This is a genomic window from Pontibacter mangrovi (genome assembly GCF_006385705.1).
GTDB classification, from domain to species: Bacteria; Bacteroidota; Bacteroidia; order Cytophagales; family Hymenobacteraceae; genus Pontibacter; species Pontibacter mangrovi.
The window spans coordinates 237,833-259,577 of sequence record NZ_VFRQ01000004.1 but is presented as its reverse complement, the minus strand read 5'-3'; the positions used below and the strand labels follow the sequence as shown (position 1 = coordinate 259,577).

17 protein-coding genes are annotated in these 21,745 nt (G+C 53.4%); 6 read left to right on the top strand and 11 right to left on the bottom strand.

The window, feature by feature from the left end; translation table 11 throughout:
- Positions 1-172: 172 nt before the first annotated feature.
- Positions 173-1,273 (bottom strand): AI-2E family transporter, encoded by a 1,101-nt coding sequence (locus FJM65_RS09485; RefSeq protein ID WP_239022897.1) that lies wholly within the window; start codon positions 1,271-1,273, stop codon positions 173-175.
- Positions 1,274-1,380: 107 nt separating this feature from the next.
- On the opposite strand from FJM65_RS09485, the gene FJM65_RS09480 reads away from it, so the two are divergent.
- Positions 1,381-2,277, top strand: coding sequence for a DMT family transporter (locus FJM65_RS09480; protein WP_140621264.1), 897 nt, complete (start codon positions 1,381-1,383; stop codon positions 2,275-2,277).
- 58 nt (positions 2,278-2,335) lie between these two features.
- Here FJM65_RS09480 and FJM65_RS09475 read toward each other — a convergent pair whose 3' ends face one another.
- The 9 genes from FJM65_RS09475 to lpdA all read right to left on the bottom strand — a co-directional run bounded on the left by FJM65_RS09475 (position 2,336) and on the right by lpdA (position 13,840).
- Complete coding sequence (locus tag FJM65_RS09475; RefSeq protein ID WP_239022896.1) at positions 2,336-4,243, bottom strand: multicopper oxidase domain-containing protein; 1,908 nt, start codon at positions 4,241-4,243, stop codon at positions 2,336-2,338.
- A 510-nt stretch (positions 4,244-4,753) separates the two neighbouring features.
- Positions 4,754-6,133 (bottom strand): DEAD/DEAH box helicase, encoded by a 1,380-nt coding sequence (locus tag FJM65_RS09470; protein ID WP_140621262.1) that lies wholly within the window; start codon positions 6,131-6,133, stop codon positions 4,754-4,756.
- A gap of 703 nt (positions 6,134-6,836) precedes the next feature.
- Positions 6,837-7,649, bottom strand: a complete 813-nt coding sequence (gene ygiD, locus FJM65_RS09465; RefSeq protein ID WP_140621261.1) for a 4,5-DOPA-extradiol-dioxygenase — start codon at positions 7,647-7,649, stop codon at positions 6,837-6,839.
- Between the two features lie 2 nt (positions 7,650-7,651).
- Entirely contained in the window at positions 7,652-8,632 is a 981-nt protein-coding gene (locus FJM65_RS09460; RefSeq protein WP_140621260.1) for a YpdA family putative bacillithiol disulfide reductase, read from the bottom strand.
- 87 nt (positions 8,633-8,719) lie between these two features.
- Positions 8,720-9,241 carry a GNAT family N-acetyltransferase gene (locus tag FJM65_RS09455; protein WP_140621259.1) on the bottom strand — a complete coding sequence of 174 codons (522 nt, stop codon included), beginning with the start codon at positions 9,239-9,241 and terminating at the stop codon, positions 8,720-8,722.
- Between the two features lie 130 nt (positions 9,242-9,371).
- Positions 9,372-10,490, bottom strand: coding sequence for a fatty acid desaturase family protein (locus FJM65_RS09450; RefSeq protein ID WP_140621258.1), 1,119 nt, complete (start codon positions 10,488-10,490; stop codon positions 9,372-9,374).
- A 361-nt stretch (positions 10,491-10,851) separates the two neighbouring features.
- Positions 10,852-11,442: a hypothetical protein gene (locus FJM65_RS09445; RefSeq protein ID WP_140621257.1), complete on the bottom strand. Its 591-nt coding sequence runs from the start codon at positions 11,440-11,442 to the stop codon at positions 10,852-10,854.
- Between the two features lie 106 nt (positions 11,443-11,548).
- Positions 11,549-12,307 carry a DUF3108 domain-containing protein gene (locus FJM65_RS09440; protein WP_140621256.1) on the bottom strand — a complete coding sequence of 253 codons (759 nt, stop codon included), beginning with the start codon at positions 12,305-12,307 and terminating at the stop codon, positions 11,549-11,551.
- Positions 12,308-12,445: 138 nt separating this feature from the next.
- Positions 12,446-13,840 carry a dihydrolipoyl dehydrogenase gene (lpdA, locus tag FJM65_RS09435; RefSeq protein WP_140621255.1) on the bottom strand — a complete coding sequence of 465 codons (1,395 nt, stop codon included), beginning with the start codon at positions 13,838-13,840 and terminating at the stop codon, positions 12,446-12,448.
- Positions 13,841-14,042: 202 nt separating this feature from the next.
- Here lpdA and FJM65_RS09430 point away from each other — a divergent pair, with 202 nt between their 5' ends.
- Complete coding sequence (locus FJM65_RS09430; RefSeq protein ID WP_140621254.1) at positions 14,043-14,651, top strand: tetratricopeptide repeat protein; 609 nt, start codon at positions 14,043-14,045, stop codon at positions 14,649-14,651.
- Positions 14,652-14,938: 287 nt separating this feature from the next.
- Here FJM65_RS09430 and FJM65_RS09425 read toward each other — a convergent pair whose 3' ends face one another.
- Positions 14,939-16,276 (bottom strand): peptidoglycan DD-metalloendopeptidase family protein, encoded by a 1,338-nt coding sequence (locus tag FJM65_RS09425; RefSeq protein WP_140621253.1) that lies wholly within the window; start codon positions 16,274-16,276, stop codon positions 14,939-14,941.
- Between the two features lie 278 nt (positions 16,277-16,554).
- Here FJM65_RS09425 and fabG point away from each other — a divergent pair, with 278 nt between their 5' ends.
- From fabG to FJM65_RS09405, 4 genes are all read left to right on the top strand, one after another.
- Positions 16,555-17,301: a 3-oxoacyl-[acyl-carrier-protein] reductase gene (gene fabG / locus FJM65_RS09420; protein WP_140621252.1), complete on the top strand. Its 747-nt coding sequence runs from the start codon at positions 16,555-16,557 to the stop codon at positions 17,299-17,301.
- 318 nt (positions 17,302-17,619) lie between these two features.
- Positions 17,620-19,695, top strand: coding sequence for a VWA domain-containing protein (locus FJM65_RS09415; protein WP_140621251.1), 2,076 nt, complete (start codon positions 17,620-17,622; stop codon positions 19,693-19,695).
- Between the two features lie 272 nt (positions 19,696-19,967).
- The gene (locus tag FJM65_RS09410; protein WP_140621250.1) at positions 19,968-20,549 is read left to right on the top strand and encodes a GNAT family N-acetyltransferase; all 582 of its coding nucleotides are present in this window, start codon (positions 19,968-19,970) and stop codon (positions 20,547-20,549) included.
- A gap of 24 nt (positions 20,550-20,573) precedes the next feature.
- Positions 20,574-21,254, top strand: a complete 681-nt coding sequence (locus FJM65_RS09405; protein ID WP_140621249.1) for a pseudouridine synthase — start codon at positions 20,574-20,576, stop codon at positions 21,252-21,254.
- The last annotated feature ends 491 nt before the right edge of the window (positions 21,255-21,745 follow it).

Here is a 21,745-nt window from a genome sequence, read left to right as displayed (position 1 = left end):
GCCCTCCAAGGCCGGGAGGCCTCGTCCTGGGGGTAGGGGCCCTCGATTAGGGCATCGCACTGTCTACATTTCCTTTGCTCCTACGTCGCAATGCCTTCGGCACCGGAAATCTAGAAGGCGCTCAACCCAAGGACTGGGATGAGCCTTCCATGTTCTTAATTAAAAATAAAAACTACTTCTGCGGCGGCTCCACTTTGTTCTCCCGCTCCAGCATCTTCCTTACCCGGCTGCTCTTCTTCCGGAATAAAGGCTCCTCCATCGGGCTGCGCTCCGGCCGCTCGTCGCCGAACAGCACTCCCCACTGCTTAAACTGCTCGGTGCGGTCGAACACTACCTTTAGCACAGCCAACACAGGCAACGACAGGAACATGCCGGCCACTCCTGCAATCTCACCGCCCACAATAACGCCCACAATGGTTGCCAGGGCATTCAGTCGCACTTTAGAACCCACAATGCGCGGCATCAGGATATTGTTGTCCAGGAACTGCACAAAGGTGATGGTGCCCAACACGGCAAACACCGGCCACAGCTCAGACGAGGAGGCCAGCGTCAGCAGCACACCGATGATGTTCCCGATCAGTGCGCCAATGTATGGAATCAAGTTGAGGAAGGCGAAGATCAGCCCGATAAGCAGCGCGTGCTTAATGCCGATGAGCAGCAGAATTCCGCCTAACAGCACCGTCATGTAACTTACCTGGATCAGCAGGCCAAACAGGTAGCTTTTAATGATCACCTGCATCTCCTGCAGCGTCTCCTCTACCTTGTGGTGCTGCTCTTTCGGGAACCAGAAAAACACGAAGCGCAGCAGCAGGTTCTTATAGAACATGACAAGAAAGATGTAGATGGGCAGCAGGCCCAACAGCACCACCACGGATGTAACCGAGCCGGCTGCACCGGATAAAATCGTGCCCGTGTAGCCCAGCAGCTTATCGCTCTGCTCCCGTATAAAGTTCAGCTGCTCGGTAGTGGAGAAGGGGGAGTGATTCTCCACCCAGGCACTCAGGGCATTCAGGTGCAGCGTCACGTTCTTCCGGATCACCGGGAAGTCTGAGATCAGGTTGCCGATCTGAACAGAGAAAAACCAGATTATCAGGCCAAACACCACCACCATCGACAGGATACTGATGATAATAGCCAGTGCGTCGGGCAGCTTATACTTGGCAAAAAACCGGTACAGCGGCATGAGCATGATGCTGATAAAAAAAGCCAGCAGCAGCGGGGTCAGCAGCCCCTTGGCCAGCACAATAAACCATCCCAGAAAGAACAGTCCCATTATTTCGATAGACCGCCGCACCGTTAAGGGCATCCCATTCATAGAGCTTGTAGATTTTGTTCCCTCCCTTATACGGAGCGGTGCAAATAAGCATGTACCTTTGCGGCATGAACAAGCAATGGCAGGTGCATGGGGCACTTTTTCTGGTGGCCCTGATCTATGGCAGTAACTACAGCATCGCCAAAGAGGTGATGCCCGCCTACATGGGTCCTTTCGGTCTGATCGTGATCCGGGTGGTGTCGGCAGCCATCTTTTTCGGCTTTTTCTCGCGGCTGGTAACCCGCGAGAAGATTGTGGGCTGGAACGATAACCTGCGGGCCATACTTTGCGGCGTAACGGGCGTGGCCATCAACCAGCTCTGCTTTTTTGCCGGGCTCAACCTGACGGCGCCCATCAATGCGGCCCTGCTGATGGTGATCGTGCCGGTGGTGGTGCTGGTTTTTTCGGCCATACTTTTGCGCGAGCGCATCAGCAAACGTAAGGTGGGCGGTATCGCGCTGGCGTTTACGGGTGCTTTTCTGCTCATTTATACTTCCGGCAGCGAGCATACTACCGGCAACCTCTGGGGCGACCTGCTCATTATCCTCAACGCTACTTCGTTTGGCCTATACTTAGTTTTGGTAAAGCCGCTGATGCAGAAGTATAACGCCTTTACAGTGGTGAGCCGCATCTTTACCGTAGGAGCCGTGATTGTGGTGCCTTTCGGATGGCAGCAGGTGCTGGAAACGGATTATAGCACCTATCCTGCCGCTGTCTGGTGGGCTATTGTCTTTATGGTGCTTGCCGTAACCATCATCGCTTACCTTTTCAACACCTGGGCGCTGCGCTATGCCAATCCCTCGCTGGTAGGGGCTTACATCTACCTGCAGCCGGTGCTGGCCATACTTATAGCCGTTATTGCGGGCAAAGACGTGTTTACGCTGCAAAAGGGGCTCTTTGCAATGCTGATTTTTGCCGGGGTATACCTGGTAAGCCGCACGCGGCAGGCCGTGACGGAGGGGTAATGGGTGCATAAAAGCAAATCCCTGCTACGACCAGGGATTTGCTTTTATGCATGAATAATTACTTTGTCAGGATTAGCCGTTCGCGGTACACGCGGTTGTTTACCGATACTTCGCATACGTAAATGCCTTTTGGTAAACTGTTGCCGTTTATTTCGAGCTGGTGCTCGCCTTTCTCCAGCTGCTGGCTTAGCATGTCCAGCACCAGGTTACCGTTTAGGTCCAGCAGACGTAGTGCAACAGCCGTCATTGGCTCATCAATCTTTACCCGCAGCGTGGCCGTACCAGAGGATGGGTTTGGATACACAACAAAGATCTTTTCGCCTTCCTTTAAAAGATCCTCCACTAACTCCTCAAGGTTGGCCAGCATACCTTTAGGCATGTTGCCTACATAGTATGGCCGCATCATATCGTGGTCTTCGTGCGAGAGAATGTGGCAGTGCCAGACATAAAGTCCTTCCCTCTCAAAGGTGGCTATCAGCCTGGTTACCTCACCGGGAGCAATCGGGTAGGTATCTTTCCTGCCCTCCTGCCCTGGCTCCGGCTTTTTAACCGGCCCCACCAGTTGCACATCCGAGAGTGCTCCTGTCTCTTCGTTTACAGTACCGGTAAATGCCTGCGAATTAAGCACCCTGAACGACACCAGGTGCAGGTGTATCGGGTGCGCATCAGGCGTGAGGTTGTAGATCTCCCAAACCTCAGTGCTGTTCAGGGCAGGGTTTTCGGTGATCGGGTCATGAAACTCCATGGCACCGTCTTCCATAGTACCCAGCATTGGCATCAGCCGGCCATACTCATCCTCTCCTTCAAACAAGATCAGTTTTCTGACATTAATAGCAGTTGGCACAGCGGGCAAGGGCTTGTTATAGGATACCGGAACAGGCGTGAGCGGATAAGCCTCGTTTCGCGGAACATCCACTTTAAAGGCCATTATCTGAGCCGCGCCATCGTTCTCGTCCACTGGCTCTCCGTTAGGGTAAGGTGTAGGGGCATCATTCTGGATGATGATGTTTTTTTTCCACAGACCCTGATCCGAGAAGTCAATGATCACATCCTTACGTTCACCCGGAGCAATCAGCAGTTCCTCCTGCTCAACCGGCTTGGGCAGCAAGCCGCTGTCCGAGCCGATCTGCCACATCTTCATCCCTTTGGGCAGCTTCAGGTTATAGAACCTGGAGTCCGACCCGTTCAGCAGACGGAAGCGGTACTGCCTGGGCTCTACATGTAAGATAGGCCAGGCTTTGCCATTTACCAGAATGATGTTTCCAAAGAACTCGGGAAGTATGCTGGGCGTGGGAGCGCCCTCCACCTCCGACTCAGATGGATAAAACAGCTGCCCATCGGTGGTGAACATACGATCCTGTATGGCTAAACCAATGTCGTAGCGCTCGTTGGGCAACCTTCTGCTTCTTCTCAAGCCATTCTCAAACCCATCGGTCAGCAGGTAAAATCCTGCCAGGCCAGCATATACATTAAGGCGCGTGATGCCGATTGCGTGGTCGTGGTACCAGATGGTGGCAGCCTCCTGCCTGTTGTCGTAGTAGTAAGGTATGTCTTCTCCTTTCACAAACACGGGGCCTTTGTCCTGGGCAAAAGGTGTGTACCAAGCCTCGGGCAGGCCATCACTGGCAGACTCGTTGTGACCGCCGTGCAGGTGCGTAACAATAGGCACCCCCTCTCCCCCCGGATCTGCCCAGGCCAAGGACCTATCTATGGGGAACAGGTGTGGCAATGGCTGGTTGTTTTCATCTACCAGCCTGTTGAGCCACTTTACCTGTAATGGCTGGTCTTTTTTAGCCAGAATAGTAGGGCCCGGGTACTGGCCGTTGTAGCCCCAGACGGTCGTAAGCACAGGATTGCCCGAGGCATCTGTCAGGCCCAGGCCAAGGTCCTGCTCAAACTGTGAGATGGTCATCGTGATCGATCTGTTGCCTGAGTTGGTGGCATCGATCACGGCTGGGATAGGCAATGGGTTTATAAACTTTGGAACCGCATCCGGAGATAGCAGTGCCTGAGCACTAAGCGGGTGGCCTGACAGCTGCAAAAGCACAACCATAGCTGCCATTGCCCATTTTGGATACAAATACTGTAGAAGTCTCATAGTTCATAAGCTATAGGGTATGTAGGTAAACGAATCAGATGATTTCTGCCTGTGCAGCTAGTTGGGCTATTTAATTGTACGTTTTTTAATCATTCTAATAATAAATTTAACTGCTTAAAAATATACGCTCAGCCCCGGTTTATAGCCTCTGGCTCAAATAGTGTTTATTATTATAAAAAGAGGAGCAACTGCTCTCTACTCGCTGTTTGAGGCATGTACAGATACTGTTAGGTAGGAGAGCATACTTCTTGCTTAGGTACAGCCGGAGGTACCAAACCTAAACAGGATGAGTGCCTGCAAACCCTGCTGCCGATAAGTATAAAAAAAGCCCTGCCGGATGATCTCCGGCAGGGCTTCTTACTTTATAAGAATTTATACTTAAGCGTTAGCTTTCGGCTTATTGTTGCTCCAGCGCCTGTTGCCGCCGCTGTTGCGAGGGCCTCCTGCAGGCCTGTTGCTATTGGCGCTGTTTGAGCTGCTACGGCTTTGGTTGCCGCTGCTGGTCCCGGCGCTGCGCTGGCCATCTCCTGACGGCTTATTGCCCCAGTTGCCACGGCCGCCTCTGCCGCCTTTTTTCTTCTGCTCCTTCACGGTGCTGGCTGCCTCGGCAAAATCCTTGGCCGTGAGCGGGAACGGGTGGTTGTCAATCACCGGCACGTTCTTGGCGATCAACTTTTGGATGCTGGCCAAGTATGGCACTTCGTCGGCTCCGCAGAAAGATAGCGCAATGCCGCTTGCCCCTGCCCTGCCCGTACGGCCAATGCGGTGCACGTAAGTTTCCGGCTCGTTTGGCAGCTCATAATTCACCACGTGGCTCAGGTCGTCCACATCAATGCCGCGGGCGGCAATATCAGTGGCTACCAGCACGCGTGTTTTGCGCGACTTGAAGTTATCCAGCGCACGCACGCGGGCGTTCTGCGCCTTGTTGCCATGTATGGCCTCTGCCGTTACGCCAGCCTTGGCAATGTCCTTGGCTACGCGGTCGGCGCCGCGCTTGGTGCGGGTAAACACCAGCACGCTCTCCATCTCCTCATCCTTAAGCAAATGCAGCAGCAGCTTGCGCTTATCTGGCCCCTTAACATAATAAACCGACTGTTGAATGGTGTTGGCTGTGGATGATACCGGCGTTACCTCCACTTTGGCAGGGTCTACCAGGATAGTATCAGCCAGTTTCATGATTTCCGGCGCCATGGTAGCCGAGAAAAACAGCGACTGCTTTTTCTCCGGCAGCACCTTCAGCACTTTCCTTACATCGTTCACAAAGCCCATGTCCAGCATGCGGTCGGCCTCGTCCAGCACGAACAGCTCCAGGTGCTGCAGGTGGATGTACTTTTGGTTCATCAGGTCGAGCAAACGGCCCGGGGTTGCCACCAGAATATCCACGCCGGCGCGCAGGGCGTCGGTCTGCTTCTTCTGCGGCACGCCACCGAAGATCACGGTATGCTTCAGGCCAGTGTGCTTGCCATAAGCTGTCAGGCTGTCGCCGATCTGCATGGCCAGCTCACGGGTTGGCGTGAGGATAAGCGCTTTGATCTTGTGCTGGCCCCTGTCGTTGCCCTGCTTCTCGTGCAGCAACTGCAGAATCGGAATAGAGAAAGCCGCCGTTTTGCCGGTACCCGTTTGGGCGCAGCCTAACAGGTCTTTCTGCTGAAGTATAAGCGGGATGGACTTGGCTTGGATAGGGGTTGGGTTGGTGTATCCTTCTGTTTTAAGAGCTTTTAGGATCGGCTCTATGAGGTTTAGATTCTCGAATGTCATCAAATGGTTTTTAAATAAAAACCGCGCAACGCCATGTGCGCTGCTTTCGCGGTAAGGTGGCCGGAATTTGAGTTGTGCATAGATGCTTTAGGCCATTCCCGACCGGTGTTGCTTTCATCAACTTAAAAACTGAAAGTATAGTTTCTTTTGGAGATTTGGGCAAAGTATAAGCTGCAAAGATAGCGCCATGTTTGGTAGCATCCTATTTTGGCAGGGTTTATACTTTTATTGCTATGTTTTCATTGCCGCTGTTTCTGGCGCCCCGAAGGCTTTCGGGGTGCCTTTACTTTAGCTCCCGCTTGTTGGAACCAAGTTATCCTTACTAGCTGCTTTTCATCCTCAGTCTTACAAAAGCGATAGTTCCACTTCTTGCTTTGGCTCCCTCAAGGCCGGGTGGCCTCGCCTTCGGGCATCGCGCTGTCTACATTTCCTTTGCTCCTGCGTCGCAATGCCGCCAGGGCGGCACCGGAAATCTAGAAGGCGCTCAACCCAAAGGCTGGGATCAGTTATCGATAGCCACGGCTTCCTGCACAGTCCCCTTTGAAGGGGCCAGGGGGATGACAATCTTTCTCAAAGACTCCCTCCCCTGTTTTTAGGGGAGGGCTGGGGTGGGGAAAAGGGGCAGAGGTGGTTGGACCCGGTACTGCAGAAACACAGACTAGGAAGTCCGGAACAGCAACGTAGAAAACTTGTTCTATGACATCTACCCAATCCTCACAGAGGTCATGGAAATAGAGCCGAGCTGCATTTTATCGTTCAGGAACTGCACCTGCTCCTCCCCTTGCTGCAAGCCTAAAGTATAAAGCAATGGCAGGTAATGTTCCGGTGTAGGGATAGCTAAAGAAGCTGCTCTGCCGAGTTGCTCATACTTTATCAGCGCCTCTGGACTACCAGAAAGAATCTGCTGCTTTACCTGCTCGTTCACTTCTGTGGCCCAGTCCAGTGCCTCGTCGGGTTTGTGCCAGTTGAGGGTGCGCAGGTTGTGCACGATGTTGCCGCTGCCCACGATTAGCACGCCTTTTTGCCGCAGCTGCGCCAGTTCCTGTGCCAGCTCATAATGCCATTGGGCAGACTTGGTATAGTCGAGGCTGAGTTGGAGCACCGGTATATCGGCTTTCGGGTAAATGTGCTTAAGCACGCTCCAGGTGCCGTGGTCGAGGCCCCACTCGTGGTCCAGGTGCAGCTCGGTTTTCTTTACCAGCCGCTGCAGCTCCTCCGCCGTTTCAGGGCTGCCGGGGGCGTTGTACTGCACTTCAAAAAGCTCCCGTGGGAAGCCGTAAAAATCGTGGATGGTGCGGGGCTTTGCCATGGCGGTAACGGCTGTGCCTTTGGTTTGCCAGTGCGCCGACACCACAAGTATGGCTTTGGGGGTGGCAACGCCTTTGGCCATACTTGCCCAGCCACGGGTAAATTCATTCTCTTCTACGGCATTCATCGGGCTGCCGTGGCCCACGAACAGCGCCGGCATTTTTGCCTCCTGCTGCGGCAATTGCTGTAACTTCTTCAGTGCCTCCATCTTTATACTTTCTCCTCCTGCAGTTCCTGCGTTATATGCTCCACAATTTTTATGGCATGCTCGCGCGAGTTCTCGATAAACCAAACCCGCGTGTCCATGCCACCGCACACCACACCGGCCAGGTACACGCCCGGCAGGTTGGTTTCCATGGTTTCGGGGTCGTACTGTGGGTAGCGCTTCTCATCCTGGCTCAGCTGCACACCGATCTTCTCCAGGAAACTGAAATCCGGCTGATAACCGGTCATGGCCAGCACGAAGTCGTTCTCCAGCGTTACCTTCCCCTGCCGCGTCTCAATGTCCACCTCACGCTCGCGAATTTCGGTGATGTTGGCGTTGAAGTATGCTTTTATCTCACCGGCTTTGATGCGGTTCTCCAGGTCGGGCTTGGTCCAGTATTTTATACTTCCGAGCTCCGGCTGACGCACCACCAGCGTCACGTCAGCACCTTTGCGCCAGGTGTCCAGGGCGGCATCGGCGGAAGAGTTATTGGCCCCTACCACCACCACCTTCTGGCGGTAGTAGTAATGCGGGTCGAAGTAGTAATGCCGTACTTTGGGCAGTTCCTCGCCGGGCACGTGCAACAAATTCGGGATGCCGTAGAAGCCCAGCGCCACCACCACCTTGCGCGCCAGGTAGCTGCCTTTGCTGGTGCTGATGCGGTATACTTCGCCCTCCGGCTGCAGGTGCTCCACCTCTTCAAACAGGTTAATGTTCAGCTTAGCCGAGTCGGCCACGCGGCGGTAATATTCCAGCGCCTCGGCACGGGTAGGCTTGGCGTTGAGCGATGTAAACGGAATCCCCCCTATCTCTAGCCTTTCGGAGGTGGAAAAGAAGGTCATGTTGAGCGGGTAGTTGTAGATGGAGTTGACCAGGCAGCCGCGCTCCACGATCAGGTAGCTCAGGCCGGCACGTTGCGCCTCCAGCCCCGCCGCCAGGCCGATAGGCCCGGCTCCGATGATAAGTATATCGTACGTTGTATCCAATTTTTATACTTTCTGATGATGTGCCATCACGGGCACTTTGATTACAACAGAAGACGGCAGTACAAAGTTTAATGTACGTACATTAAATCATATCTCCAGTTTCAGTACATACATGCCCCTGTACTCCGGCTTCATCTGCTCGAAAGGCAAGGTATAGGTGCCGCACTTTACAAAGCCGTTCTGCTCGTAAAAATCCACGGAGCGGCTGCTGTCCATGGCCTTGAGCCAGATAACGCGCTTGTTATACTTGGCGGCTATACTTTTGGTGAACTTCACCACCTCCCGCCCAATGCCTTTGCCCGAAGCGGCTTTGGTGAGGTAGATCCGCTCCAGCTCCAGCGCCTCTTCTGCTGTATACTCATTTGTGTCTTTGTGCAGGTTGAGTTTCAGGAAGCCAACAAGTTCCTCATCGTGGTAGATCAGGTAAAAGGCGGCGTTAGGGTCAGCCAGCTCGTTGCGGAGGGTCTCTTCCTTAAAGCTGCGGTCTACGTACCAGGTGCCGCCATCAAACCACAAGTATAAATAATGATCGTTGTAAGAGCGGATGGCAATGTCCTGTAACGTATAAAGGTCTGCGGGGGTGCAGGGCTTGATTTGGGTCTTGAGCATGTGAGAAGCGGTTTTGCCCCGCTAATTTACTTAAAAGAGGCCGAAGTTGTGGAGACTTGAAAGCCCGGTAAAGCAAAAGCGGCGGAAAGTTCTCCTCCCGCCGCTGCATTCGCTCTGTTAATTCTGTTTTTTAAGCCATCACCTCGCTCAGGTGCGGCAACTGCAGCCTTCCGAAGCGGTGCAGCGTGGCCAGGTGCGACCGCACCGCCTTCAGGAACGTCCTGTTCTCCAGGTATGGGATATCGAATTCCTCCGCCGTCTGGCGCACTATCTCGGCGATGGCCGGGTAATGAACGTGACAGATGCGCGGGAACAAGTGGTGCTCTATCTGGAAATTAAGCCCGCCCACATACCAGGACAGCAACCTGCTTTGGCGCGAGAAATTGGCTGTGGTGTTCAGCTGATGTATGGCCCAATCGTTTTGGATGGTGCCGTTCTCGCAGGGCAGCGGATGGCTGGTGCCCTCCACCGTGTGCGCCAGCTGGAACACCACCGATAGTATAATGCCGCCCACAAAGTGCATCAGCACAAAACCAACCAATATCTCCCAAAACGGAATACCGAAAATCAGCGTCGGGGCCACCAGCATCGAGAAAAAGTATAGCACTTTCATCACCACGATCTTCGCCAGCACCACCCGGTTCTCCGAACTGGAGTTTGCGTTCACGCCGCTCTTTATAAATCCTGCATACTGCACAAAATCCTTCAACAGCACCCAGTACAGCGTCAGCAAACCATAGAAAAAGAAGGCGTACACCCACTGCAGTTTGTGGTAAAACTTCACGTCAGTATGCGGCGAGAAACGGAGCATCACCCGGTCCTGTATGTCCTCATCCATGTGCACCACATTGGTATAAGTATGGTGCAGGATGTTGTGCTGCAACTTCCAGTTAAAAGCCGAGCCGCCCACCAGGTTCACAGAGTGGCCCATCAGGTAGTTCATGGTCTTGCTTTTAGAATAGGCCCCATGGTTGGCGTCGTGCATTACACTCATGCCGATGCCCGCCAGGCACACGCCCATCACGAACCACAGCGCCAGGCTTATGCCAAGCGAGGGCGTGAAGCTTAGCAGCAGCACGAAGGGTATGATGTAGCCCAGCAGCAGGGCAATACTTTTAAAAAGCATGTTGCCGTTGCCCGTTTTGGCTATGTTGTTATCAGTGAAATAAGAATCTACTCTTTTGCGCAGGGTGGGGAAAAACAGGCTTTTGTCTTTATTAACGAATTTTACTTTGCCTTTTAACTTCATTCAGGATAATTAAATTGTGTGATAGATGCCACACGATGAGGAGGGAGATACTCAGGAGCGAATCATGGGTAAAAGTGCCCGCAGCATGCAGTTTAAAGCTATTTACAGCAACAAGGGTGCCAGCAATACTGCATACACCGCTAAATGAGCAGCTGTAAAATATGACAAAGGTAGGTATAAAAACCGGACCTAGCTAAAATCCCGGCTTTAAGAGACAACGGAAATAAGTATGATTTCTTACAAAAACAGCCGGGCCTTGCGGTCCGGCTGTTCTGCCTGGAAGTATGCGGAGCGAACCTTTCGGAGCTGTCATGATGCACAGTTCATGCATTCGTACAGATGATGAAAGCGCAGCCAATCCTCACTGCTGCCCGGCTTTCAGGGGGCGGTTGGGGGTTAAACGGAAAGCCACGTCATTGACCTCAACTTCATCGCTGCCCACGGTGTAATTCAGCCTCACCCAGCCAGTTTTATACTTTTCATCCTCCATCAGCCGCACGCCCACAAATAATGTGTTGCTCTCGGTCAGCGGACCTTCGTAGAAGACCTCTGACTTGACTGTCTGGCGCAGGTCGAGCACAAAGCCTGGGTCTCGGCCCCACTGTTGCTTTTTGGCCAGGTCCTCCTCTACTGCCTCGTCGGCACGTAAGGCCTCCACCCAGTGCCCCAGCGACACCTCCTCCTGCAGGTTTAACAGCACCTGGTTATACTCCAGCGGCCTGATGTAAAACAGGTTGTGCGCCCCGGCTGCATCAGAAACCAGCACATTGCCAAACGTGAAATCGTCCTGCCCGTCATTGTTCACATCCAGGTTCAGCGGCAACGTATACTTAAACGAGCCATTCACCTGCCGGTACACGATCTCATCCAGCTCAATGGCATCATCCTCTTCCTTCTTGCAGGCAGTGAGCGCCAGCGCCACCAAGGCCAGTGTAAAAACTCGCTTCATCATTTTCTAGATTATAAGTAAGTATGATAGAGGAACCGCTTCGGGCGCCTTTCAAACTAAAAGATTCGTTTTCAAGACTACAGGTTGCATGGCCCCTGAAATATTTGCGCTATATATACTTTCCGGCCACGGTGCTCAGCTTTACCTTGTGCCGTATGTTGCCGTTGAAGCGCTCCTCCATCTTCAGCACCTCATGCTGCTTTTTGCTGATCCAGAACATGCTGTAGTTGTTATCGCCGTAGTCGATGCGCAGTTTCCAACAGTCGGTTTGGCGGTTGTTTGAGGTCGGGATTTTCTCGGAGCCAACCACCTCGTACAGTTTGTGGCCGGGCCCAGGGCGGCTGCCTGGGTGGTAAAAGTTGATGCTGTACACGGTATTGGCCTTCAGGGGCAGCACCTCGAAAAACTCCAGGTCCAGCTCCCAGTTAAACGCCTGCTCCTCCGATGGCACCTGAAAGCCTTTAAACGCGTTGTTGGCGGTGGTATCGGAGCCCACTACCTGCCCCTGCCGGAACTCAAAAGCCGCTGTGCCCCTAAACGAGGTGCTGGTGTGGTAAACGGGGGTAAAGTCTTCGCGGCAGATAGAGAAAACCTGGCGGTTAGCCGTGCTGTCTGTTCCCACCCAGTTCTGCCGTATCACCAGCTGCTCCTGCCCCTCATGCTTTTCAAAGCGCACGTCGCGGTTCCACAGCGACTGGCTCAGCACGTGGGGCTTGTCAGGTTTCTGAATGGTGACCATGTACTGCCGCAAGCCGGACTTCAGCTGGTGCATACGCAGGTCAGAGGGTTTTACATAGAGGGTGTCGGGGGCAGCCATGGCGATGCCGCCCAGCAGGAGAGCTCCTGCCAAAAGGAAGTACTTCTTCATAGTTTTTAGGTATAATGGGTGTCGTTCTGCACAGATAGTTTTCCTGCGCAGGTGCAAGTTCATACTTCAGCTACTAAAATAAAAAAGGGCTGGCCGAATTTTCGACCAACCCTTTCATTCTATCGCTATTCGTGCTGCTTACAGGTGTATCACCTCGTCGTAGGCAGCCGCGGCGGCTTCCATAATCGCCTCGCTCATGGTTGGGTGCGGGTGCACCGACTTGATAATCTCGTGGCCAGTCGTTTCCAGCTTGCGGGCTACCACCACCTCGGCGATCATCTCCGTAACGTTGGCACCGATCATGTGCGCGCCCAGGAACTCGCCATACTTGGCGTCGAAGATCACTTTCACAAAACCATCCTTGGCGCCGGCAGCACTCGCCTTGCCAGACGCAGAGAACGGGAACTTGCCCACTTTAATCTCCAGGCCTTGCTCACGGGCAGCTTTCTCTGTCAAACCAACTGAGGCAACCTCAGGAGAGCAATAGGTACAGCCCGGGATGTTGCCGTAGTTCAGTGGCTCCGGATCCTGGCCCGCGATTTTCTCTACGCAAATAATACCCTCGGCAGAAGCTACGTGCGCCAGCGCTGGGCCCGGCACGATATCGCCGATGGCATAAATTCCGTCCACGTTGGTTTTGTAGAACTCATCCACCACCACGCGGCCTCTGTCTACTTTAATGCTCAGCTCTTCCAGGCCGATATTCTCCAGGTTTGTCTGGATACCCACCGCAGAAAGCACTACCTCAGCCTCCAGGATCTCCTCGCCTTTGGCCGTTTTTACAGAAACCTTGCACAGGTCTCCGCTCGTGTCCACTTTTTCCACAGAAGAATCGGTCATGATGTTGATGCCGGCCTTGCGGAACGACTTGGACAGCTGGCGCGATACCTCCTCATCCTCTACCGGCACGATGTTCGGCATATACTCCACGATGGTCACTTTCGTGCCCATGGCGTTGTAGAAGTAGGCAAACTCCACGCCGATAGCGCCGGAGCCTACCACCACCATGCTTTCCGGCATCTTCTCCAAAGACATGGCCTGGCGGTAGCCGATGATCTTCTTGCCGTCGATCGGCAGGTTAGGCAGTTCGCGCGAGCGGGCACCTGTGGCCAGGATGATGTTAGTGGCCTCTACAGTCTCTTTTTTGCCGTCTTTGTCCGTCACCTCAATCTTGCCTTTGGCCACTACTTTGCCAGTGCCCATAATCGCGTCGATCTTGTTTTTGCGGAACAGGAACTGGATGCCTTTGCTCATGCCGTCGGCCACGCCGCGGCTGCGCTGGATCACTTTATTAAAGTCTACCGAAGCCTCACCGATGGTAATGCCATAGTCAGAGGCATGGTTAATGTATTCGAAAACGTTTGCGCTTTTCAGCAGTGCTTTCGTCGGGATACAGCCCCAGTTCAGGCAGATGCCGCCCAGCGACTCACGCTCAATAACGCCTACCTTCAGACCAAGCTGCGACGCGCGAATCGCCGCCACATATCCACCCGGGCCACTACCCAGCACTACTAAATCGTATTTTGATGCCATAGTATCTTAATTATAGTTGACAGACAAAATTAAACGATAATCCCAACTCTACAAAACCACCTTTTACCCACCTGATTTTTAGGACAATGGCAGGAACTTCATAGTACTCACATCCCATTATACCACAATAATCCTAATTTTATTTTGAGCGTGTATCATACTGCCGTACTTTAGCCTCCGAAAGTATAAATTGCTATTGCGTATGCTAAAAATTCTACCCTTGTTTTTGTTGCTGTTCATCTCCTACACTGCGTCTGCACAGCAGCACATAAAAGAGTATTTTGTTAACGGGAATGAGAAGTTTAAGGCAGGCCTCTATACGGATGCTATCCGGGAGTATGATAAGGTGCTGCTCGTGGAGCCCGACCATGCCCGCACCCTTACCAACCGCGGCGTGGCCAAAGACCGCCTCCGCGACTACAAAGGAGCCATAGAAGACTTTAGCAGCGCCATTGCAGCCGCCCCCAGGTATGCAGAGGCCTACCTGAGCCGCGGCCTGACCAAGTATAACCTACGGGATTACAAAGGCGCCTTGAAGGACTTTAACAAAGGCATTGAACTTAACCCTAAAGATGCCCGGGCTTACAACAACCGCGGCCTGGTGCGCTATGCGTTAAAAGACTATCGCGGGGCTGTGGCCGACTATACTAAAGCCATTCAGCTGGACGGCAAGTATGCCGAAGCTTACTACAACCGCGGTGCCCCCCGCTACAACATCGGCGAGCGCTCCAGCGCCTGCGCCGACTGGGCTAAGGCTAAGCAGTTGGGACTGAAAGACGCTGAACCTTACCTGAAAAAATACTGCAAATAAGACCAGTGATTTAAGGGATTAGTATAATTTTGAAGAGGCGCTTTTTCCGGCGCCTCTTTTTCTTTCAATTATTATGGCGCAAGCGTCCGCTTGTGCCTCCATTGGGCTATTCATACTATGCAGCTGTCTCCATATCATGCTGAAGGAGGAGCGTTGTTGGTGTCGGGTAAGGCACAAGCGGACGCCTGCGCCAGGAGAAGCAAAGTAGCCCTTAGACTATATAAACAGCAAGAGGCGCTGGAAATAGCGCCTCTTGCTGTTTATCAAATGTTCACTAAAGTATAGTTTTATGCATCTGTAGGATCTTTGTCTTTTCCGGAGGCTAAAAGCTCCTGCTTTATACTTTTAATATCGATGGCCTGCATACGGTGCATGGTTTGTTCCTTTACCTCGTCAAAGGCAGTCATATGGTTTTTGCTGACCGGGTTGGCGGCTGGCAGTTTCACGCGCAGGGCATCTACCTGGCGGCCATTCTTCCAGAAGCGGTAGCAGAGGTGCGGGCCGGTGGCCAGGCCGGTGCTGCCCACGTAGCCGATCGTTTGGCCCATTTTAACGCGGGCGCCTTTGCGGATGCCTTTGGCAAACTTAGACATGTGCAGGTATTGTGTGGTATAGGTGCTGTTGTGGCGCACTTTCACGAAGTAGCCGTTTCCGCTGGTATAGTGGGCTGCCACTACCACGCCATCGCCAACTGTACGTATCGGTGTGCCACGCGGTGCGGCAAAGTCGGTGCCCAGGTGGGCTTTGTAGCGCTTCTGCACCGGATGGAAACGGCGCTTGGAGAAACGAGAGCTGATGCGGCTATACTCCAGCGGCTCTTTCAGGAAAGCTCTTTTCAGGCTCTGTCCCTTCTGGTCATAGTAGTTCAGGCCGTTGCCCTCGTCAAAACCGATGGCATAGATCTCCTCACCCTCGTGCTCAAAAACAGCAGACTTCAGTTCACCGAATCCAATGGTCTGGCCGTCTACTACTTTCTCCTCGTAGATCAGCTTAAAATTATCGCCAGGCTGCAGGCGGTTCAGGTCCAGGCGCCAGGCAAAGATGTCGGCAAAGCTGTTTACCAGTTGCGGCGAGCCGCCGGCCTCTACCATACTTACGTACAGGGAGCTGTTGATCTCACCGGCAATGGTGCGCTCCACCACTTCTACCTTGCGCTTATTCAGCGTTACCTCCAGGCTGTCGCGCAGGTCAAAGATCACATACTCCACCTGGTTGGGCTCATAGATAAAGTACTGGGCAGTTTGGGCTGAATCGCGCTTGTGCAGGATGGTGTAGTTGCGGCCGGCGGCAATTTTACGCACGCTAAATACTTCTTTTGCCTTCTGGGCCAGGTTGTGCACTGTGGTGGGGTCGATGTTGTACTTGGCAAGTATGCCAGACAGTACCTGGCCACGCTCTACCTCGTCTTCCACTATCTCCAGCGAGTCGGTGGCGATGCCGTAGACGACAGGGGCCGGTTGTTTTTTCTTTTCTGTTTTCACAGCAGACCTGGTGACAGGGGCCGCCTCCACCGTTTTAGAGCCCATCAGGTAGGCCGGGGAGAAATTAAGGATTTGCGCAGCCGTAATGCAAATTAACAACGACAACGCGAACAGGATGGCAAGTCCTTTCGTGCGTTTTAACATGAGTTTGGGGTACCTTTGGTTAATAGTTGCACGAAAATATACTTTAACCTATAAAAATAAAAGTCAATTTCAGCACAATATTCAGGTTATAAATATGTTACAATACATTCTACCAATCCATACATAGCACAAAGGCTGCCGTAGCCATACTTACTCCCTCTATTTTACCTTTACTATACTTCCCTCAACACCCTTAAAAACAGCGTATTCGCAGCCAAAAGCGCCATTCGAAAGGCCATTCCTTCCGATTACCGAAATCTTTTTTAACTTTGGCTCCCATGAAAGCATTAGAAGGAAAAGTAGCCCTTATTACCGGGGCATCAAAAGGAATAGGCCGTGCCATAGCACAGCAATTTGTACAAATGGGCGCACAGGTGGCCTTCACCTACCTCTCCAGTGTGGAGAAGGGGCAAGCGCTGGAGCAGGAATTGGCAGCTGGCGGCGGCAAAGTGAAAGGCTACCGCTCCGATGCATCGGACTATGCGCAGGCCGAGCAGCTGGTAGAGGACGTAGTGAAGGAATTTGGCAAGATCGATATCGTAGTGAACAACGCCGGCATTACCCGCGACGGCCTGCTGATGCGCATGAGCGAGGAGCAGTGGGACGCGGTGATGAACGTGAACCTGAAATCTGTTTTTGCCGTGACCAAGGCGGCCACCAAGCACATGATGCGCGCCAAGAGCGGCTCCATCATCAACATCACCTCGGTGGTAGGCATCAAAGGAAACGCGGGCCAGGCCAACTATGCGGCCTCTAAGGCGGGTATTATCGGCTTCACCAAGTCGGTGGCGCTGGAGCTGGGCTCTCGCAATATCCGCTGCAACGCCATTGCCCCGGGATTTATCGAAACAGAGATGACCGGTGAGCTGGACCAAAAAGTGGTGGACGAGTGGCGCAAGGCTATTCCGCTGAAGCGTGGCGGTACCCCGGAGGATGTGGCCAAAGCAGCCGTGTTCCTGGCTTCCGACGACTCTGCCTACATCTCCGGCCAGGTGCTGCAGGTAGACGGCGGCATGCTAACATAATTGAGTTCCGAATTCCGAGTCAAGAGTTGCGAAGAGTAATAACTCGGAGCCTGTGACTCGGAATTCGGAACCTACAATCTAAAAAAGACCAATGCGGCGGCGTTTACGTTAATAGCATTGGTCTTTTTGTTTTAACTTTAGTTTTGCAGGTAAAGCTTTGGCTAAAAAATGGCGCAAGCGTCCGCTTGTGCCCAAGAGGTAGTAGCCATGGCACAAGCGGACGCTTGCGCCAGTAAGTTGCCACCTGCACCAATACGCAAAAGCTATCGTAAAGCAAAATCTATACTTCCTAACCTTTTAACTTTCTAACTCCGCAACGTGTCGTTCCGCCTCATCACCACCGCCTCACCCTGGCTTATACTTGCCTGCCTGGCAGCGGGTGCGTTGTATGCGTGGCTGCTGTACAGCAAAAAGACACCGTGGCCAAAGCAGCTCAACTACGCGCTGGCGGCCCTTCGTTTTGTGGTGGTCAGTATACTTTGTTTTCTGTTGATGGGTCCTCTGGTGCGGTATGTGTCCAATACCACCGTGCCTCCTACCATTGTGTTCGCCGTGGATAACTCGCAGTCGGTGGCGCTGTTCTCGGACTCTACGGAGCTGAAGGCTACGCAGCAGCAACTGCAGCAGGTGCGGGAGCAACTGGAGGATCAGGGTTATAAAACGGCCCTCCAGACGCTGGGAGACGATCAACAGGAAAGTATAAACCATGTAACTTACGGCTCCGAGACCACCAACCTGAGCCAGCTGCTGCAGCGAGTGCAGGACGGATATGCCGAGCAGAACCTGGCGGGCGTGGTGCTGCTGTCGGATGGCATCGTGAACCAGGGCATGTCGCCGACCTATGCCAACTACGGCTATACTTTGTATCCGGTGGCTGTGGGCGATACCGTGCCGAAGAAGGATGTGCTAGTAGCCTCGCTGCGCTACAACAAGGTAAACTACAGTGGCAACCGCTTTCCGCTGGAGGTGGAGCTGCAGCACGAAGGCTTCGGCGGCAGAACGGCCAACGTGATACTTCAGGAAAACGGCAAAACCATCGCCAGCAAAAAAGTACTCTTTAAAGATAACCAGCAGGTGCAGCAGGTGCCGTTCCGGGTGCTGGCCAGCGGGCTGGGCAAGCGCCATTACGTAGTGCAGGTAGAGCCGATGCAGGGCGAATTCACCACCCTCAACAACACCAAGCATGCCTACATCGATGTGGTGAAAGGCAAGATAAAAGTGCTGATCGCTGCCGCAGCCCCGCATCCTGATATCAAGGCCATCCGCTCTGCCATAGAAACGAACGAGAACTACGAAACGGTGCTGTTTATACCCAGCGTATACGAACTGAAGCAGCAGGATTACGATGTGGCGGTGCTGCACCAACTGCCCGGACGCACAGCCGGCGCCGAGGCTGCCCTGAACCTGGTGCGCCAAAAGAACCTGCCTGCCCTCTACATCCTCGGCCCGCAGAGCGACCTGGCCAATTTCAACCGGCTCAACGTGGGCATCAGCCTCATCAGCACCGGCCAAACCGACGAGGTAACAGCCGTAGCCAACTCCGGTTTCAGCAATTTTCAGCTGCCTGAGAACGCGGCGGAGCGGCTGCAGGAGTACCCGCCGGCGCGGGTGCCTTTCGGGGAGGTAAAGCTGGCGCCAAACACCGAAGTTATACTTTACCAGCAGGTGGGCCGCGTGCGCACCAACAAGCCGCTGCTGGCCGTGCAAACCTCCGGCGACAAACGCAACGCGGTGATGCTGGCCTCGGGCACCTGGCAGTGGCGCCTGCAGGAAGCAGCTAACAACGAACAGCCGGAAGCATATAACCAACTAATTACCAACCTGGTGCAGTTGCTAAGCGCGCCCCGAAACAAAAAGCGCCTGAACGTTTACCCTACCCAAACCGAGTATACCAGCTCTGATGAAATACACTTCAACGCCGAGGCGTATAACGAGGCGCTGGAGCCGATCTATGGGCAAAACATCACCCTTATCATAACCGGCGAGGATGAGCAGAAACGCACTTTTACCTTTGCCAACGGCGAGAACCAGAGCGGTGTGAACATCGGCACGCTGCCCGGCGGGCGCTATGGCTACACGGCCACCGCAAGTATAAACGGGCAACGGCAGAAAGACGAAGGCGAGTTTGTGGTGGAGGAGCTGCAACTGGAGGCCCTCAACGCCGTGGCCGACCACAACCTGCTCTACCAACTGGCCAGCAACAGCGGCGCCAGGCTATACTACCCGCAGCAGCTACAGCAGCTGGAGCAGGACATCCTGCAGGCCGACCACAAGAACGTGATCTACAGCAAAGAAGAACTCAGCGACCTGGTGGACCTGAAATGGCTGTTCTTCCTGCTGCTGGGCCTGATCGTGGTAGAGTGGTTTGTGCGCAAGTATAACGGCAGTTATTAATTGCTAAATTGTTGTATGGTCAGTTATTGATTCAGGATTAACTCCCGCTAGCTTAGCGCAGTGCAGTTTGTGGCTGTGCATGGCAGAAGTTTTCAACTTCTCTTTTTTAAAAGCAAAGCTGGCTATACTTGCGGTAGGCTTTTAACCTCCTTTCTGCGGCGCAGAAAAGTATACTTCGTTTTAAGCTATACTTTCCCTGCCAACTACAGGTATAATAAAGTAGTACCTCATCCTGTACATCCTAAAATTCTGTAAATCCTGACTCAGACAGCATGTTCAGCTCCTCTCCCATCGTCCTTACCACCAAACGCCTGCTGCTCCGCGAGCTGACGCCCGCCCTTTTTAACCAGCTGTTCCTGAAGAAGCCCAAGGCGGAGATCATGGCCTACCTGCACCTGCAAACCGACCAGGAGTTTGAGGAAATGGAAGAGCGCTACACCAAAGGCATCACCACCTATCACCAGGATTTTAAAGGCTTCCACCTGCTAGATAGGGAAACGAAGCAGGTTATCGGCCACTGCGATTACCATACCTGGGTGCCGGGCCACCGCCGCGCCGAAATCGGCTACGCCATCACAGACCAGAAGTATAAAAACAAAGGGCTGATGACAGAAGCGCTGGAAAGTATACTTACCTTTGGCTTCCGGCAGATGAACCTGTACCGCGTGGAGGCCCTGGTGGCAACGTACAACACACCCTCACTGCAGCTGGTGCAGCACTTTGGCTTCCGGCGGGAGGGCCTGCTGCGCAACCACTACCTGGTAAACGGGCAACTGGAAGACTCCGTGATGTTCTCGCTCCTGAAACCCGAGTTTGCCGAGTGGCAGGCACAGCAGCTGACAGGCACTTCCTGATCGAAAACCTTTTATTTTTATACTTTGAAATACATTATTGTAAATAAGCCCTACGAAGTGCTCACGCAGTTTACCGATGAGGCTGGCCGTGCCACGCTAAAGGATTTTGTGCCCGAGCCGGGCATTTACCCCGTCGGCCGCCTGGACTACGACAGCGAGGGTCTGGTGCTTTTAACCGACGACAAGCAACTGCAGCACCGCCTCTCCGACCCAAAGTTTAAGGTTGAGAAAACCTATTGGGCGCAGGTAGATGATATTCCGAAGGAGGAGGCGCTGACGAGGCTGCGGCTGGGGGTGCAGATAAAAGGCGGCAAAACCACCCCTGCCAAAGTGCGCCTGATGGAAGGCGAACCTAAAGTATGGGAGCGCTCCTCCCCGATCCGTTTTCGTAAAAACATACCCACTTGTTGGCTGGAAATAAAGATATCGCAAGGCATGAACCGCCAGGTGCGCCGCATGACTGCCGCCGTAGGCTACCCCACGCTCCGCCTCATCCGCACAAGTATAGGTCCGTTTTCTTTGGGAGGCTTACAGCCCGGCGAGTGGCGCGAGCTAATGCCTGAGGAAGTAGAGCAGCTGAAAAGCGCCGCCAGCAAAGGCAACAGTGGAAGCGGGAGTAGCGCTGTGCGGGGAAAAAGCTTTGGCGCCGGCAGCAAAGGCCGCAGAAGTAGCGGCAAAGGCGGTTTCAGGAAGCAGATTAATTAAACAGTAGTTCTTGATGCTGATTATTAGTGAATAGTCTCTTCAAGGCTACTTCCATCTCTAATATATCTTATAATCTGTGTTTTTTTAGTAGCATAGTCGTTGCCTTCTGTAACTGGACATAAGCTATACTTTCAAGCTGCCGTTTATCCTCAGTCTTACTTGCCTATCGTTTCAACTCTGGCTTTGGCGCCCTCAAGGCCGGGAGGCCTCGCCTTGGGGGTAGGGGCCCTCGATAAGGGCATCGCGCTGTCTACATTTCCTTTGCTCCTGCGTCGCAATGCCGCCAGGGCGGCACCGGATCGCACAAGGCGCTCTTGTCGAGGGCCCCTACCCCCACCCAAGGACTGGGATCAAGTTCGATAGCCACGGCTGACGGAGCTTAAGCTAAGTCCCCCTTTGAAGGGGGCAGGGGGATGACAATTATCTGCAAAGCTCCCTCTCCTGTTTTTAGGGGAGGGCTGGGGTAGGGTAAATTCCCCTCCTTGAAAGAA

Excerpts from the sequence above, each read along its gene's own strand:
- FJM65_RS09485 (WP_239022897.1), bottom strand. The coding sequence starts at position 1,273 with ATGGGACTGTTCTTTCTGGGATGGTTTATTGTGCTGGCCAAGGGGCTG.
- FJM65_RS09480 (WP_140621264.1), top strand. The coding sequence starts at position 1,381 with ATGAACAAGCAATGGCAGGTGCATGGGGCACTTTTTCTGGTGGCCCTG.
- FJM65_RS09470 (WP_140621262.1), bottom strand. The coding sequence starts at position 6,133 with ATGACATTCGAGAATCTAAACCTCATAGAGCCGATCCTAAAAGCTCTT.
- ygiD (WP_140621261.1), bottom strand. The coding sequence starts at position 7,649 with ATGGAGGCACTGAAGAAGTTACAGCAATTGCCGCAGCAGGAGGCAAAA.
- FJM65_RS09455 (WP_140621259.1), bottom strand. The coding sequence starts at position 9,241 with ATGCTCAAGACCCAAATCAAGCCCTGCACCCCCGCAGACCTTTATACG.
- FJM65_RS09450 (WP_140621258.1), bottom strand. The coding sequence starts at position 10,490 with ATGAAGTTAAAAGGCAAAGTAAAATTCGTTAATAAAGACAAAAGCCTG.
- FJM65_RS09445 (WP_140621257.1), bottom strand. The coding sequence starts at position 11,442 with ATGATGAAGCGAGTTTTTACACTGGCCTTGGTGGCGCTGGCGCTCACT.
- FJM65_RS09440 (WP_140621256.1), bottom strand. The coding sequence starts at position 12,307 with ATGAAGAAGTACTTCCTTTTGGCAGGAGCTCTCCTGCTGGGCGGCATC.
- lpdA (WP_140621255.1), bottom strand. The coding sequence starts at position 13,840 with ATGGCATCAAAATACGATTTAGTAGTGCTGGGTAGTGGCCCGGGTGGA.
- FJM65_RS09430 (WP_140621254.1), top strand. The coding sequence starts at position 14,043 with ATGCTAAAAATTCTACCCTTGTTTTTGTTGCTGTTCATCTCCTACACT.
- FJM65_RS09425 (WP_140621253.1), bottom strand. The coding sequence starts at position 16,276 with ATGTTAAAACGCACGAAAGGACTTGCCATCCTGTTCGCGTTGTCGTTG.
- fabG (WP_140621252.1), top strand. The coding sequence starts at position 16,555 with ATGAAAGCATTAGAAGGAAAAGTAGCCCTTATTACCGGGGCATCAAAA.
- FJM65_RS09410 (WP_140621250.1), top strand. The coding sequence starts at position 19,968 with ATGTTCAGCTCCTCTCCCATCGTCCTTACCACCAAACGCCTGCTGCTC.